The sequence below is a fragment of the Paraburkholderia agricolaris genome, from assembly GCF_009455635.1.
In the GTDB taxonomy this organism is placed as follows: domain Bacteria; phylum Pseudomonadota; class Gammaproteobacteria; order Burkholderiales; family Burkholderiaceae; genus Paraburkholderia; species Paraburkholderia agricolaris.
The window spans coordinates 275,485-289,314 of the sequence record NZ_QPER01000001.1 but is presented as its reverse complement, the minus strand read 5'-3'; the positions used below and the strand labels follow the sequence as shown (position 1 = coordinate 289,314).

Below are 13,830 nucleotides of genomic sequence, written 5' to 3'. Positions count from 1 at the left end.
TCGCCATGCAAATGATCTATAACAGCCCCAACTATTGTGTCGTCGAGTTTCCGCCGCAGGAAGGTCCTCTGGCCATGAAATCAGGAGGCTATGAGATCGTGGACAAGAACATGCAGCGCGAAATCTACATAGACGGTGCAATGGCAGCGAGCTTCCGCGAGCACGTGCAAAAACTGATCGAAGATGAACCGTCGCTCGACGAGGTCGACGAATTCCTCGGGCAATTCGACAGCCTGATGCATCAACCGGTGATTCTTCACTAACCGAAGGGTTTAACGTAACGGTTTGGCGACAACCATCGACCGCGCCGACCGGCTTAGCCGGCGGCCTTTACAAGTCGGTTAGCAGTAGTAACACGGCCCAGCAGGCTTTCACCTGACTGGGCCGTTCTGTTTCCACCGTTGTTTCCGCCCCTGGTTTCAACCCGTTGTTTCCATCATTTCGTTTTCGTCATTGTGTTTCCGCGCTGGCGGCAGCCGCCGGACGCGCCCCCGCCCGGCCTGCGCCCGGCGGAACCGCCGCACAGCGGCTACAATGACAGGTTTCCCGCAAAAGCCGGCGCAAGCCCTCGTCCGCCATGAACCAGCCTGCTCAAATCGCCAAGCCAGCCCGTGCCGATGCCGCCTACACGCGCGGCGCGGAACTACCCGCGCTGCTCAAGTCGCGCATCCTGATTCTGGACGGCGCCATGGGTACGATGATCCAGCGCTACAAGCTCGACGAAGCCCGCTATCGCGGCGAACGCTTCAAAGACTACGGGCGCGACATCAAAGGCAACAACGAGTTGCTGTCGATCACGCAACCGCAGATCATCGGCGAGATTCACGAGCAGTATCTCGCGGCGGGCGCGGACATCATCGAGACCAACACGTTCGGCGCCACCACGGTTGCGCAGGCCGACTACGGAATGGAAGACCTCGCCATCGAGATGAATCTCGAATCGGCGAAGCTGGCGCGCGCCGCCTGCAACAAGTACTCGACGCCCGACAAGCCGCGCTTTGTCGCCGGCGCGATCGGACCGACGCCGAAGACCGCGAGCATTTCTCCTGATGTGAACGATCCGGGCGCCCGCAACGTGACCTTCGACGAACTGCGCACGGCGTACTACGAGCAGGCGAAGGCGTTGCTGGACGGCGGTTGCGACCTGTTTCTCGTCGAAACGATCTTCGACACGCTCAATGCAAAGGCCGCGCTGTTCGCGCTGGACGAGTTGTTCGAAGACACCGGCGAGCGTCTGCCGATCATGATCTCGGGCACCGTCACCGATGCATCGGGCCGGATTCTGTCAGGACAAACCGTCGAGGCCTTCTGGAACTCGCTGCGTCACGCCAAACCGCTCACCTTCGGTTTGAACTGCGCGCTGGGCGCGGCGCTGATGCGCCCGTACATCGCCGAACTGGCAAAGCTGTGCGACACCTATGTGTCGTGCTATCCAAACGCCGGTTTGCCGAATCCGATGAGCGATACCGGTTTTGACGAATTGCCGGCGGATACGTCGGGATTGCTGAAGGAGTTCGCGCAGGCAGGCCTCGTAAATATCGCCGGCGGGTGCTGCGGCACGACGCCTGAGCATATTGCGGCAATTGCCAAGGCGCTGGCAGAAGTGAAACCGCGCCAATGGCCGAGTCAATACCGCAACGCGGCCTGAGCCGCGGCTCGCCGCTGAGCCGCCGCTGTTCCGCTATCGAACCCGACGCACGTAATCGCACGTAATCGAACGTAATCGCACGCCACCGTACGTAACCGCACGCAACCGAACCGCACTCACGCCATGACCGATCACACCATGCGCCTTTCCGGCCTCGAGCCGTTCAACGTCACGACCGGGACGCTCTTCATCAACGTCGGTGAGCGTACCAACGTGACCGGTTCGAAGGCGTTCGCGCGAATGATCCTGAACGATCAGTTCGACGACGCGATCGCGGTCGCGCGGCAGCAGGTCGAAAACGGTGCGCAGATCATCGACGTCAACATGGACGAGGCCATGCTCGATTCGAAAGCGGCAATGGTCCGCTTCATGAATCTGATCGCCTCCGAGCCGGACATCGCACGCGTGCCGATCATGATCGACTCGTCGAAATGGGATGTGATCGAAGCCGGCCTGAAGTGCGTGCAAGGCAAGGCGATCGTCAACTCGATCTCGCTGAAGGAAGGCGAAGAAGCGTTCCGTCATCACGCGAACCTGATCCGCCGTTATGGCGCAGCGGCTGTCGTGATGGCCTTCGACGAACAAGGCCAGGCCGACACGTATAAGCGCAAGACCGAGATCTGCAAGCGCTCCTACGATTTCCTCGTGAACGAAGTTGGCTTCCCGCCGGAAGACATCATCTTCGATCCAAACATCTTCGCGATTGCGACCGGCATCGAAGAGCACAACAACTACGCCGTCGATTTCATCAACGCCACGCGCTGGATCAAGGAAAACCTGCCGTACGCGAAGATCAGCGGCGGTGTGTCGAACGTGTCGTTCTCGTTCCGCGGCAACGATCCGGTACGCGAGGCGATCCACACCGTGTTCCTCTATCACGCGATTCAGGCGGGAATGGACATGGGCATCGTCAACGCGGGCCAGCTCGGCGTCTATGCCGATCTCGATCCGGAGTTGCGCGAGCGTGTGGAAGACGTCGTGTTGAACCGTCGTGAAGACGGCACCGATCGTCTGCTGGAAATCGCCGACAAGTTCAAGACCGGCGCCGCGAAGAAAGAAGAGAACCTCGAATGGCGCAACCAGCCCGTCGAGAAGCGTCTGTCGCATGCGCTGGTGCACGGCATCACCAACTTCATCGTTGAAGACACCGAGGAAGTGCGCGCGAAGATCGCGGCAGCCGGTGGCCGTCCGATCACCGTGATCGAAGGCCCGCTGATGGACGGCATGAACATCGTCGGCGACCTGTTCGGTCAGGGCAAGATGTTCCTGCCGCAGGTCGTGAAGTCGGCGCGCGTGATGAAGCAGGCGGTCGCGCATCTGATCCCGTACATCGAGGAAGAAAAGAAGCTGATGGCCGAAGCCGGCGCCGACGTGCGCGCGAAAGGCAAGATCGTCATCGCCACGGTAAAGGGCGATGTGCACGACATCGGCAAGAACATCGTTTCGGTGGTGCTTCAGTGCAATAACTTCGAAGTGGTCAACATGGGCGTGATGGTGTCGTGCAACGACATTCTCGCCAAAGCCAAGGTCGAGGGCGCGGACATCATCGGCTTGTCTGGCCTGATTACGCCAAGCCTCGAAGAAATGGCCTACGTTGCCTCGGAAATGCAGCGCGACGACTATTTCCGCGTGAAGAAGATCCCGCTGCTGATCGGCGGCGCGACCACCTCGCGCGTGCACACTGCCGTGAAGATCGCGCCGCATTACGAAGGCCCGGTGGTCTACGTGCCGGACGCCTCGCGCTCGGTCTCGGTGGCCTCGAGCCTGCTGTCCGATGAAGGCGCGGCCAAGTACCTCGACGAGCTGAAGACCGACTACGACCGGATCCGTGACCAGCACGCCAACAAGAAAGCCCAGCCGATGGTCACGCTCGCCGAAGCCCGTGCGAACAAGACCAAGATCGACTGGGCTGGCTACCAGCCGGTCAAGCCGAAGTTCATCGGCCGCCGTGTGTTCAAGAATTTCGATCTGAACGAGCTGGCGAACTATATCGACTGGGGTCCGTTCTTCCAGACCTGGGACCTGGCCGGCCCGTACCCGGCGATCCTGAACGACGAGATCGTCGGCGAATCGGCCCGCCGCGTGTTCTCGGACGGCAAGTCGATGCTCGCGCGTCTGATCCAGGGCCGCTGGCTGCAGGCTAACGGCGTGATCTGCCTGCTCCCGGCCAACACGGTGAACGACGACGACATCGAGATCTACACGGACGAATCGCGTTCGGAGGTCGCGCTCACGTGGCGCAACCTGCGCCAGCAAAGCGTGCGGCCGGTGGTGGACGGCGTGATGCGCCCGAACCGCTCGCTCGCCGACTTCATCGCGCCGAAAGACTCGGGCGTGGCCGATTACATCGGCATGTTCGCGGTCACGGCGGGTCTGGGCGTCGACGTGAAGGAAAAGCAGTTCGAAAAGGATCACGACGACTACAGCGCGATCATGTTGAAGGCGCTCGCCGACCGCTTCGCCGAGGCCTTTGCCGAAGCCTTGCATGCCCGTGTGCGCCGCGATCTGTGGGGTTACGCGAACACCGAAAGCCTTTCGAACGACGACCTGATCGCCGAAAAGTACCACGGCATCCGTCCGGCACCGGGCTACCCGGCCTGCCCGGACCACCTCGTGAAACGCGATATGTTCGACGTGCTGCAAGCCACCGAAATCGGCATGAGCGTGACCGAATCGCTGGCCATGCTGCCGGCGGCCAGCGTGTCCGGCTTCTATCTGGCGCACCCGGACAGCACCTATTTCTCGGTCGGCAAGATCGGCCAGGACCAGCTGGAAGACTACGCAGTACGCATGTCGTTGTCGAAAACAGACGCCGAGCGGGCGCTCGCGCCTTTGCTGTAAGCCTTGCGGGGCGGGGAACCCACTATATCGGGCACGCTAGGCTGAATATTTGCGGCAGTGCAATTTTCGGCTTTGTAGACTGAAATAGCTTCACCCCGCCAGACGTGGCCAAAACGCGTCGGCTTATCAAATTGCAATCGTCAACGGAGAGAATCGTATGAAGAAGCTGACGCTGTTATTGACTGCTGTTTCGCTCGCCGCAGGCGCCTCGGTGGCGCTGGCCCAGCCCGCCAGCTCGGTCAGTTCCTATTCGCCGCCTACACAAAAGCACGTCAAGAAGCCCAAGAAGCAGAAAATGAAGAAGGGTGCGTCGGCACCGATGGCAGCGCCGGCAGACGGCGCCAGCCAGTAAGCAGGCCTGGCAGACGGGCTGTTAAGCCCCGTAAAAGACAAAGAGCCCGCAGATGCGGGCTCTTTTCATTGATACGTCATATTGCGCGCGGCGCAACCCGGTCCGCGCCGCGCCGCCGGGCGCTGCAAGCGCCACCGCTGGCGGACGAAGCCCGGCTCAGATACCCCAGACGATATCGGCGTTTTCCTTCTTCGCGGCACGTAGCATGTCGAGGAACGGATACGCACGCTGGGCGAGCCCCGGCGGAATTTCGTGATGCTCGTGGCCCTCTTCACCTTCGTGGAAATGGCCATCGTGCTCGGCACGTTCCTGTTTGTCGAAGGTAATCGCCGCTTCGAGTTTGCTGATTGCAACGTCAAGTTCGTCGTGGATGATGACGCCACGCTCGCCCAGGCGCTTGCCGACAATGCCCACGAGGTACTGTGCAAGATTCTCCAGCATCATCACATCCGGGCAGGCCCGGCATTTAAAAGTAATCAGCATGACTGTTCCCTTTTTCGTTATGTTGGATCGACGCACGTGCCGCCCAAAAACTCGCCGCCCGCGCGCTTTGCGTTGACACGCCGATCAGGCACGGCGGCCACGGCCCTTGGTGGGCATCTCATTGAACATATTAGCACCTGCTAAAATCCGTCTGAACGGAAAAGCGCGCTGCAATGCGCTGTGTACGGCGTTGCGCGGGTGGCCGAGCCGGAGCGGTTGGCCAAAATCACGCGAAACCGCGCACAAGCGCGCCAAGCCTGGCGGCAAGCACGCCGCGCGCCTGATGGCGCCACGGTGTGCCTGCTGCCTACCGGCCGGGGCATCGCCGCTTTCCACGCTTCTGACGAATCGGCTGCGCGTCGCGCGCGGCCGCCGCTTCTTCCGCATTACCGGATTGCCTCACTGGACTCGCAACAAGCATGCTGCCCGCACATAAACAAACCCTCGAAACACTGCTCGCCGACACGGTGAAGCAGGTTGCTGAAGCAACCCAAGGCGCGACCGAAGCCGCCTTCGTCTCGCCCACGATCACGCTGGAGCGTCCCAAGGTGGCCGCGCACGGCGACGTCGCGTGCAATGTGGCGATGCAACTCGCCAAGCCGTTGCGCGCCAACCCGCGCCAGTTGGCCCAGCAGATCGTCGACGCGCTGCTCGCGCAGCCGCAGGCCAAGGGGCTCGTGGACGCCGCCGAAGTGGCCGGCCCCGGCTTCATCAACCTGCGCCTCGCGGCGGCCGCGAAGCAGGCCGTGATCGCGGCCGTATTCGCTGAAAAGGAAGCCTTCGGCCGCTCGCAGCGCGACGCCGGCAAGCACGTACTGATCGAATTCGTCTCGGCCAACCCGACCGGCCCGCTGCACGTCGGCCACGGCCGCCAGGCCGCGCTCGGCGACGCGCTGTCGAACGTGCTGGCTAGCCAGGGCTATGACGTGCACCGCGAGTTCTACTACAACGACGCCGGCGTGCAGATCCACACGCTCGCCGTGTCGACCCAGGCGCGCGCCCGCGGCCTCGCTCCGGGCGACGAAGGCTGGCCGGCTTCGGCATACAACGGCGAGTACATCGCCGATATCGCGAAAGACTATCTGAACGGCGTCACCGTGGCCGCGAGCGACGGCGAGCCCGTGACGGGCGCGGGCGACATCGAAAACCTCGACGCGATCCGCCGCTTTGCGGTGGCCTATCTGCGCCGCGAGCAGGATATGGACCTGCAGGCGTTCGGCGTGAAGTTCGACCAGTACTACCTGGAGTCGTCGCTGTACAAGGAAGGCCGGGTCGAGAAAACCGTGGATGCGCTGATCGCCGCCGGCAAGACCTACGAACAGGAAGGCGCACTGTGGCTGCGCACCACCGACGACGGCGACGACAAAGACCGCGTGATGCGCAAGACCGACGGCACCTACACGTACTTCGTGCCGGACGTCGCGTATCACGTCGCCAAGTGGGAACGCGGCTTCACCAAGGTCATCAACGTGCAGGGCTCGGACCACCACGGCACGATCGCGCGGGTGCGCGCCGGCCTGCAAGGCCTCGGCATCGGCATTCCGAAGGGCTATCCCGACTACATCCTGCACAAGATGGTCACGGTCATGCGCAACGGCGAAGAGGTGAAGATCTCCAAGCGCGCCGGCAGCTATGTGACCGTGCGCGACCTGATCGAATGGTCGGGCGGCGCCACGCCGGGCTCGGAAGCCGCGATCGACCTGATCGACGAAGAGACGATTCGCCGCGGTCGCGACGCTGTGCGCTTCTTCCTGATTTCGCGCAAGGCTGACACGGAATTCGTGTTCGACATCGACCTGGCGTTGAAACAGAACGACGAGAATCCGGTGCACTACGTGCAGTACGCGCATGCACGGATCTGCTCGGTCATCGCCGAATGCAAGGCGCGCTACAACACGGACGAAAGCACGCTGGCCCAGCTCGACGTGTCGCCGCTCACCAGCGAACGCGCCATGGCCTTGCTGAACAAGCTCGCCGAGTTCCCGGACATGCTCGAGCACGCCGCCGACGAACTCGCGCCGCACGCGGTCGCGTTCTATCTGCGCGACCTCGCCGGGGAATTCCACTCGTTCTACAATGACAAAGCTGAACGCGTGCTGGTCGACGACGCGGCCGAGCGCAATGCGCGCGTCGCGCTGCTTGCGGCCACGCGTCAGGTGTTGGCCAACGGTCTCGCGACGATCGGCGTCTCCGCTCCCGTCAAGATGTAAGTCCTCCGGCGCAACATGCATGCGGCCGTCGTTATAATCGACGGCCGTTCCAGGATTCTTTTTGCAGGTGATTCATACGATGGCAAAACCACGCCGCACAACAAAGCAATCGCAATCGAAACAAACCGGGGGGACTTTTCTCGGTATCGTGCTGGGCCTGATCGTCGGTCTCGCGATCGCGGTAGTGGTGGCGCTGTATATCACCCGCGCACCTACGCCGTTTGTCTCGAAGGTCGCGCCGCCCGCGGCGCCTGACACCGGCGCAAGCCAGGCACAGCAATACGACCCGAACCGTCCGCTGCAAGGCAAGACGCCGGGCCAGCCGGTGCCGCAAGCCGCGCAGCCGGCACCGCCGAACACCGCCCCGGGCCAGACCAATTCGCAAACGCAGTCCGGCATGCTGGAAGAACCGCAGATCGTCGAAGTGCCGCCGTCGGGTGACAACGCGAACGGCACCGCAGTCGCGCCGAAACCCGCGCAGGACAACGGCACGGCCACTGCAACGGCGAAGAAACCGCAAGGTTCCAGCGCACCGGCCGCCACCGCGGCGGGCTCGGCGCCGAAGAGTACGGCTGCCAACGCCAAGCCCGGTTCGGGCGCAGCGCCGGCGCCAGGTGACGCGAACACGGGCTACTTCCTGCAAGTGGGCGCCTACAAGACCTCGGCCGACGCCGAGCAGCAACGTGCGCGTCTCGCCTTCCAGGGCTTCGAGTCGAAGGTCACGCAGCGCGATGCTGGCGGCGTGACGTACTACCGTGTGCGGATCGGCCCGTTCTCGAAGTTTGAAGACATGAATTCGAGCCGTCAGCGTCTGTCCGACGCGGGCGTGGATACAGCCGTCATCCGCTTTACGAAACAATAAGCAGGCAATCAATAAACGGTGATTTTTACCGGAACGCGCCGCACGCCGAACTCCCGGCGTGCGGCGCGTGTCACAAACACAATCGACAAACACAACCGACTAGAACGTCTACGCCGACAATGAAAACGGTGACGGGCATTTGCGTGGCGCCACCGCTTTATCGCCTACTTGGGTCAACACAACATGAAAAAACTGCTGAGCATTCTGTTCCTCTCGCTGGGCCTGGTTGCCGCCACGGCGCATGCATCGCCGGCCGCGCCGGTGTCCGGCAAGGACTACACCGTGCTGGCCACGCCGCAACCTACGGACGCGCCGGCCGGCAAGATCGAAGTCACCGAATTCTTCTGGTACGGCTGCCCGCACTGCAATGAATTCGACCCCTACCTGGAAGCCTGGATCAAGAAGCAAGGTCCGGACGTCGTGTTCAAGCGCGTGCCGGTCGCCTTCCGCGACGACTTCATTCCGCACTCGAAAATGTTCCATGCGCTCGACGCGCTCGGTCTCGCCCAGCAACTCACGCCGAAGGTTTTCAACGAAATCCACGTCAACAAAAACTACCTGCTGACGCCGGAAGACCAGGCCAAGTTCCTCGCGAAGAACGGCGTCGATCCGAAGAAGTACATGGACGCGTACAACTCGTTCTCGACGCAAAGCGCGTTGCAGAAGGATAAGAAACTGATGGACGACTACAAGATCGACGGCGTGCCGACGCTGGCCGTGCAGGGCAAGTATGAAACCGGTCCGGCGGCGACCAACAGCCTGCCGGGCACGATTCAGGTGCTCGACTACCTGGTGCAGCAGGTCCGCGCCAAGAAGATGTAAAGCCGAGGCGCCGGAATGAGTTCACCCTTGAAGGTTTTCATTACCGGCGCCTCGAGTGGCATCGGCCTCGCGCTCGCCGCCGAATATGCGCGGCGCGGCGCGATTCTCGGCCTGGTTGCCCGCCGCGGCGACGCGCTCGCCGCTTTCCAGCAGTCCCATCCGCAGAATTCCATCTCCACCTATTCCGTCGACGTCCGCGACGCCGAAGCGCTCGCTGAAGCGGCCGCACAGTTCATCGCGCAGCATGGTTTGCCGGACATCGTGATCGCCAATGCCGGCATCAGCCGCGGCGCGGTCACCGGGCACGGCGACCTGCGCACCTTCCGCGAAGTGATGGATATCAACTACTTCGGCATGGTCGCCACTTTCGAGCCGTTCGCCGCCGCAATGGTGGCCGCGAAGAAAGGCACGCTGGTCGGCATTGCCAGCGTGGCCGGGGTGCGGGGCTTGCCGGGGTCGGGTGCGTACAGCGCGTCGAAGTCGGCGGCGCTCAAGTATCTGGAAGCGCTGCGCGTCGAGATGCGCCCTCTGGGCGTCGGCGTGGTCACCATCGCGCCCGGCTATATCCGCACGCCGATGACCGAGCACAATCCGTACGGCATGCCGTTTCTGATGGACGCCGACCGCTTCGCCGTGAAGGTCGCGGGCGCGATCGAGCGGCAGACATCCTTTGCGGTGTTCCCGTGGCAGATGCGCATTGCGGCCATGCTGTTGCATGTGCTGCCGCGCTGGCTCTACGATCGCGCGTTCGAACGTGCGCCACGCAAGCCCCGCGCCGTCACCGAGTAAATCGAACGCACTGCGTCAATATCGACGAAAACGCGCGCTGCCGCGTCCTGAGCGCTGACACCGACATCCGCTATCCATATGGATATGCGGATTAAATTGTTGTCGTCACAACCACCCTTCGATAAGCTTTCGCGAAGGCCAAAGCGCGCGTGTACGGTATCCGCCAAACCATGCGCAGGCGCCGGAAACGTATCACAATAAAGACGACGGCCAGACCGGTCGCCGCCCGTCAACGGAATACAACCACACAACCAGACGCACTGCCTGACTGCGCTTGTTATGGGAGATCCTATGCGCTTCAAACTGCTCGCAGCCGCCGTACTGTTCACGGCGCCCGCGCTCGTGCTCGCCAAACCGCTGACCGTCTGTACCGAATCGAGCCCTGACGGTTTCGATGTCGTGCAATTCAATTCGCTCGTCACGACCAATGCGTCGGCCGACGTGATTTTCAATTCGCTGGTCTCATACGACGAGGCCGCGAAGAAAGTTGTGCCTTCGCTGGCCGACAAGTGGGACGTGAGCGCCGATGGCCTCACCTACACGTTCCACCTGCGCCCGAACGTGCAGTTCCAGACCACCGATTACTTCAAGCCCACCCGGCCGCTGAATGCCGACGACGTCGTCTTCACGTTCGACCGCATGCTCAACGACAGCAATCCGTGGCACAAGGTGGCGGGCGCGAGCGGCTTCCCGCACGCCCAATCAATGGGCTTGCCGAAGCTCATCAAGTCGATCAGCAAGGTTGACGACAACACCGTCAAGTTCGAACTGAACGCCCCGGACGCGACCTTCGTGTCGATCCTGACGATGGGTTTCGCCTCGATCTATTCGGCCGAATACGCCGACCAGTTGCTCAAGGCCGGCAAACAGGTCGACCTGAATGCAAAGCCGATCGGCACCGGCCCGTTCGAGTTGAAGAGCTACACCAAAGACGCGGTGATCCGCTACGACGTGAATCCGACGTATTGGGGCCCGAAACCGAAGATCGATCGCCTGATCTACGCGATCACGCCGGACGCCACGGTGCGCGCGCAAAAGGTGAAAGCCGGCGAATGCCAGATCGCGCTGTCGCCGAAACCGCAGGATCTCGCCGAAGCGAAGGGCGACAAGTCGCTCGCCATCGTTCAGACACCGGCCTTCATGACCGCCTTCGTCGCGCTGAACACGCAGAAGAAGCCGCTCGACAACCAGAAGGTGCGCGCCGCGCTGAACATGGCGTTCGACCGCACCACTTATCTGAAGGCGATCTTCGACAACACCGCGACGCCGGCCGTCAATCCGTATCCGCCTAACACGTGGAGCTACGACAAGTCCGTGAAGCCGTGGCCGTACGATCCGGTGAAGGCAAAGAAACTGCTCGCGGACGCGGGTTATCCGAACGGCTTCGAAACGACTATCTGGGTGCGGCCGAACGGCAGCGTACTGAACCCGAATCCGAAGGCCGGCGCCGAACTGTTGCAGGCCGACTTCGCGAAGATCGGCGTGAAGGCCGAGGTGAAGGTGATCGAATGGGGCGAGTTGATCAAGCAGGCGAAGCAAGGTCAGCATGACACGCTGTTCATGGGCTGGGCCGGTGACAACGGCGATCCGGACAACTATCTGTCGCCGCTCTTCAGTTGCAACGCGGTGAAGTCGGGCATCAACTTTGCGCGCTTCTGCGATCAGGATCTGGACAAACTGATCGCCGACGGCAAGGCAACGCCCGATCAGGCCAAACGCGCGAAAGCGTATGAACAGGCACAACAGATCATCCACGATCAGGCGCTGTGGATTCCGCTGGGTTACCCGACGGCAGCAGCCATCACGCGCACGAATGTGAGCGGCTATCACGTCAGTCCGTTCGGACGGCAGAACTTTGGCGCGGTGGCGGTGCAGTAAAACCACTGCATGACGCCACGCTCGATGGTGAGCATCACGACAGACCCGCTGCAATGCACCGGGTCTGTTTTTTTATCCTCCCCCTTCAGCGTTCACCGCTCAGGCAGCGTCCACACGCGACAACGCACCGCGGCGCCCCGCTTGCATCCGATCTGTTGCGCTTGCTATACTTTTTTACAGATCATTCTTTCCGGACATCAGCCAAAATGAACAACTAAGCGTTCCTTAAATGTTTTCGCTTCACGCAAGCCTTGCTTGCCGGGCGAAAGGTGCAACACATTTTCGGAGGTGCTTATGGCTCATGTCACGCCAGCATCCACACTCGTCTCGCTTCATCAGCTCTCGTTCCATTTCGACGATGGAGCGACGCTGTTCGACTCCCTCAATCTCACGTTCGACACCACGCCGACGGCTATTGTCGGTCGCAATGGCGCGGGCAAAAGCGTGCTCGCTCGACTGATTGCGGGGGAACTGACGCCGTCGGCCGGCAAAGTCGACCGCTTCGGCTCGATCGCCTACGTCAAGCAGAATACGGTCGCGCAGGAAGGCGAAACGATCGCGCAAACTGCCGGACTCGATGCCCCGCTGGATGCGCTCGCACGCCTTGCCGCGGGCACCACTCACCCCGACGATCTCGAGGTAGTGGGCGACCGCTGGGATCTCGCCACGCGCTTTCAAATCGCGTTGCAGCAGGCAAATCTGCCTGAGCTGCAAGCGCACGACAGCGCGGACAATCTGAGCGGCGGCCAACGCGCACGCGTCGCGCTGGTCGGCGCGTTACTCTCCGGCGCCGATCTGCTCGTGCTCGACGAACCCACTAACCACCTCGATCGCGATGGCCGGGCGTGGTTGCGCGCGCAGCTTAATGAGTGGCGCGGCGGCCTGATCGTTGTCAGCCATGACCGTCAGGTGCTCGGCGAGGTTGAACGGATCGTCGAGTTGACGCCTCATGGGCCGCGCGTGTATGGCGGCAACTACGCGGTTTTTCATGCGCAGCGCGACGCGGAGCAACAGGCCGCCCACGCCGCGCTTGAACATGCCCGCACGGAGCGCGCACGTGAACGCCGCCGCCTCGCACGGGAACACGACACGATTCAGCGCCGCGCAGCGGGCACACGGCACTATGCCGATACGGCCAACGTCTCACGTATGGAACGCGCGAAGATAAAAGGTCGAGCGACGGAGGCGATGGGACATGTCCACAAGTCCCAGCAAGCGGTTAAAACCGATCTGAACGACAAGGTCAGCGAAGCGACAGCGCGCTGTCATACCGGACAGCGCAGTCCTGCTCTCATTACCCGGCGCCGGGCTTCCTGCACGTCGCAAAGTTTTCACGCTCGACGGGGCGCGCCTGCCCTGGCTGGAAGCAAACGACCCGGCGGCAACGGTCACATGGGCAGTCGAAGGCCCCGTACGTATCGCACTAACGGGGCCGAACGGTTGCGGAAAATCGACGCTGCTGCGTGTGCTGGCAGGTGAAGTCCCGCCACTGGGCGGCACGCGTCTGACGCACGTGCCGTGCGCCTATCTCGACCAACGCCTGGCTCTGCTCGATCCTGAACGTTCGATCGTCGAGCAGTTGGGCTTGCTCGATACGCCGCTAGCCGAAGGCGAGTTACGCAGCCGGCTCGCCTTGCTGCAACTCGACGCCCAATGCGCGACGCAACCCTCGCGAAATCTGAGTGGCGGCGAGCGGCTGAAAGCGGCACTCGCCTGTGCGTTATGGCGCGGCACGCCGGCGCAGTTACTGCTGCTCGACGAGCCGACCAATCACCTGGACCTCGAGTCGGTGCTGGCATTCGAAGATGCGCTAGTGGACTTCCCGGGCGCGATTGTCGCGGTGTCGCACGACGCCGATTTTCTGGCGGCATTGCAGCCCACCCACACCATGCGGTGGACGCCGGCAGGTTGGCGTTTCGAACCGGCCACCGTGTAGCATCGGCGG

General features: G+C 62.2%; 9 protein-coding genes and 2 pseudogenes. 10 read left to right on the top strand and 1 reads right to left on the bottom strand.

Going from position 1 to position 13,830, the window contains the following annotated elements; genetic code table 11:
• Positions 1-5: 5 nt before the first annotated feature.
• From GH665_RS01245 to GH665_RS01230, 4 genes and pseudogenes are all read left to right on the top strand, one after another.
• Positions 6-263, top strand: coding sequence for a BTH_I0359 family protein (locus GH665_RS01245; RefSeq protein WP_028198981.1), 258 nt, complete (start codon positions 6-8; stop codon positions 261-263).
• A 314-nt stretch (positions 264-577) separates the two neighbouring features.
• On the top strand, positions 578-1,648 hold the full coding sequence (locus GH665_RS01240; RefSeq protein WP_153134353.1) for a homocysteine S-methyltransferase family protein: 1,071 nt from the start codon (positions 578-580) through the stop codon (positions 1,646-1,648).
• 111 nt (positions 1,649-1,759) lie between these two features.
• Positions 1,760-4,489, top strand: a pseudogene (gene metH, locus GH665_RS01235) (methionine synthase); the annotation flags it as partial.
• A gap of 157 nt (positions 4,490-4,646) precedes the next feature.
• A complete protein-coding gene (locus GH665_RS01230) occupies positions 4,647-4,841 on the top strand; it encodes a hypothetical protein (protein ID WP_028198977.1) in 195 nt (64 codons plus the stop codon).
• Positions 4,842-4,997: 156 nt separating this feature from the next.
• Here GH665_RS01230 and GH665_RS01225 read toward each other — a convergent pair whose 3' ends face one another.
• Positions 4,998-5,324, bottom strand: coding sequence for a DUF1840 domain-containing protein (locus tag GH665_RS01225; protein WP_035519500.1), 327 nt, complete (start codon positions 5,322-5,324; stop codon positions 4,998-5,000).
• A gap of 419 nt (positions 5,325-5,743) precedes the next feature.
• Between GH665_RS01225 and argS the strand changes: the two genes are divergently transcribed.
• From argS to GH665_RS01195, 6 genes and pseudogenes are all read left to right on the top strand, one after another.
• Entirely contained in the window at positions 5,744-7,534 is a 1,791-nt protein-coding gene (gene argS, locus GH665_RS01220; protein ID WP_153134351.1) for an arginine--tRNA ligase, read from the top strand.
• Between the two features lie 61 nt (positions 7,535-7,595).
• Positions 7,596-8,396: an SPOR domain-containing protein gene (locus GH665_RS01215; protein WP_153134350.1), complete on the top strand. Its 801-nt coding sequence runs from the start codon at positions 7,596-7,598 to the stop codon at positions 8,394-8,396.
• Between the two features lie 183 nt (positions 8,397-8,579).
• Positions 8,580-9,218 carry a thiol:disulfide interchange protein DsbA/DsbL gene (locus tag GH665_RS01210; protein WP_153134349.1) on the top strand — a complete coding sequence of 213 codons (639 nt, stop codon included), beginning with the start codon at positions 8,580-8,582 and terminating at the stop codon, positions 9,216-9,218.
• A 15-nt stretch (positions 9,219-9,233) separates the two neighbouring features.
• Entirely contained in the window at positions 9,234-10,007 is a 774-nt protein-coding gene (locus tag GH665_RS01205; protein ID WP_153134348.1) for an SDR family oxidoreductase, read from the top strand.
• Positions 10,008-10,298: 291 nt separating this feature from the next.
• A complete protein-coding gene (locus GH665_RS01200) occupies positions 10,299-11,885 on the top strand; it encodes an ABC transporter substrate-binding protein (protein WP_153134347.1) in 1,587 nt (528 codons plus the stop codon).
• Positions 11,886-12,179: 294 nt separating this feature from the next.
• A pseudogene (locus GH665_RS01195) lies at positions 12,180-13,821 on the top strand (ABC-F family ATP-binding cassette domain-containing protein).
• Positions 13,822-13,830: the final 9 nt, after the last annotated feature.

Excerpts from the sequence above, each read along its gene's own strand:
- GH665_RS01240 (WP_153134353.1), top strand. The coding sequence starts at position 578 with ATGAACCAGCCTGCTCAAATCGCCAAGCCAGCCCGTGCCGATGCCGCC.
- argS (WP_153134351.1), top strand. The coding sequence starts at position 5,744 with ATGCTGCCCGCACATAAACAAACCCTCGAAACACTGCTCGCCGACACG.
- GH665_RS01245 (WP_028198981.1), top strand. The coding sequence starts at position 6 with ATGCAAATGATCTATAACAGCCCCAACTATTGTGTCGTCGAGTTTCCG.
- GH665_RS01225 (WP_035519500.1), bottom strand. The coding sequence starts at position 5,324 with ATGCTGATTACTTTTAAATGCCGGGCCTGCCCGGATGTGATGATGCTG.
- GH665_RS01210 (WP_153134349.1), top strand. The coding sequence starts at position 8,580 with ATGAAAAAACTGCTGAGCATTCTGTTCCTCTCGCTGGGCCTGGTTGCC.
- GH665_RS01200 (WP_153134347.1), top strand. The coding sequence starts at position 10,299 with ATGCGCTTCAAACTGCTCGCAGCCGCCGTACTGTTCACGGCGCCCGCG.
- GH665_RS01205 (WP_153134348.1), top strand. The coding sequence starts at position 9,234 with ATGAGTTCACCCTTGAAGGTTTTCATTACCGGCGCCTCGAGTGGCATC.
- GH665_RS01230 (WP_028198977.1), top strand. The coding sequence starts at position 4,647 with ATGAAGAAGCTGACGCTGTTATTGACTGCTGTTTCGCTCGCCGCAGGC.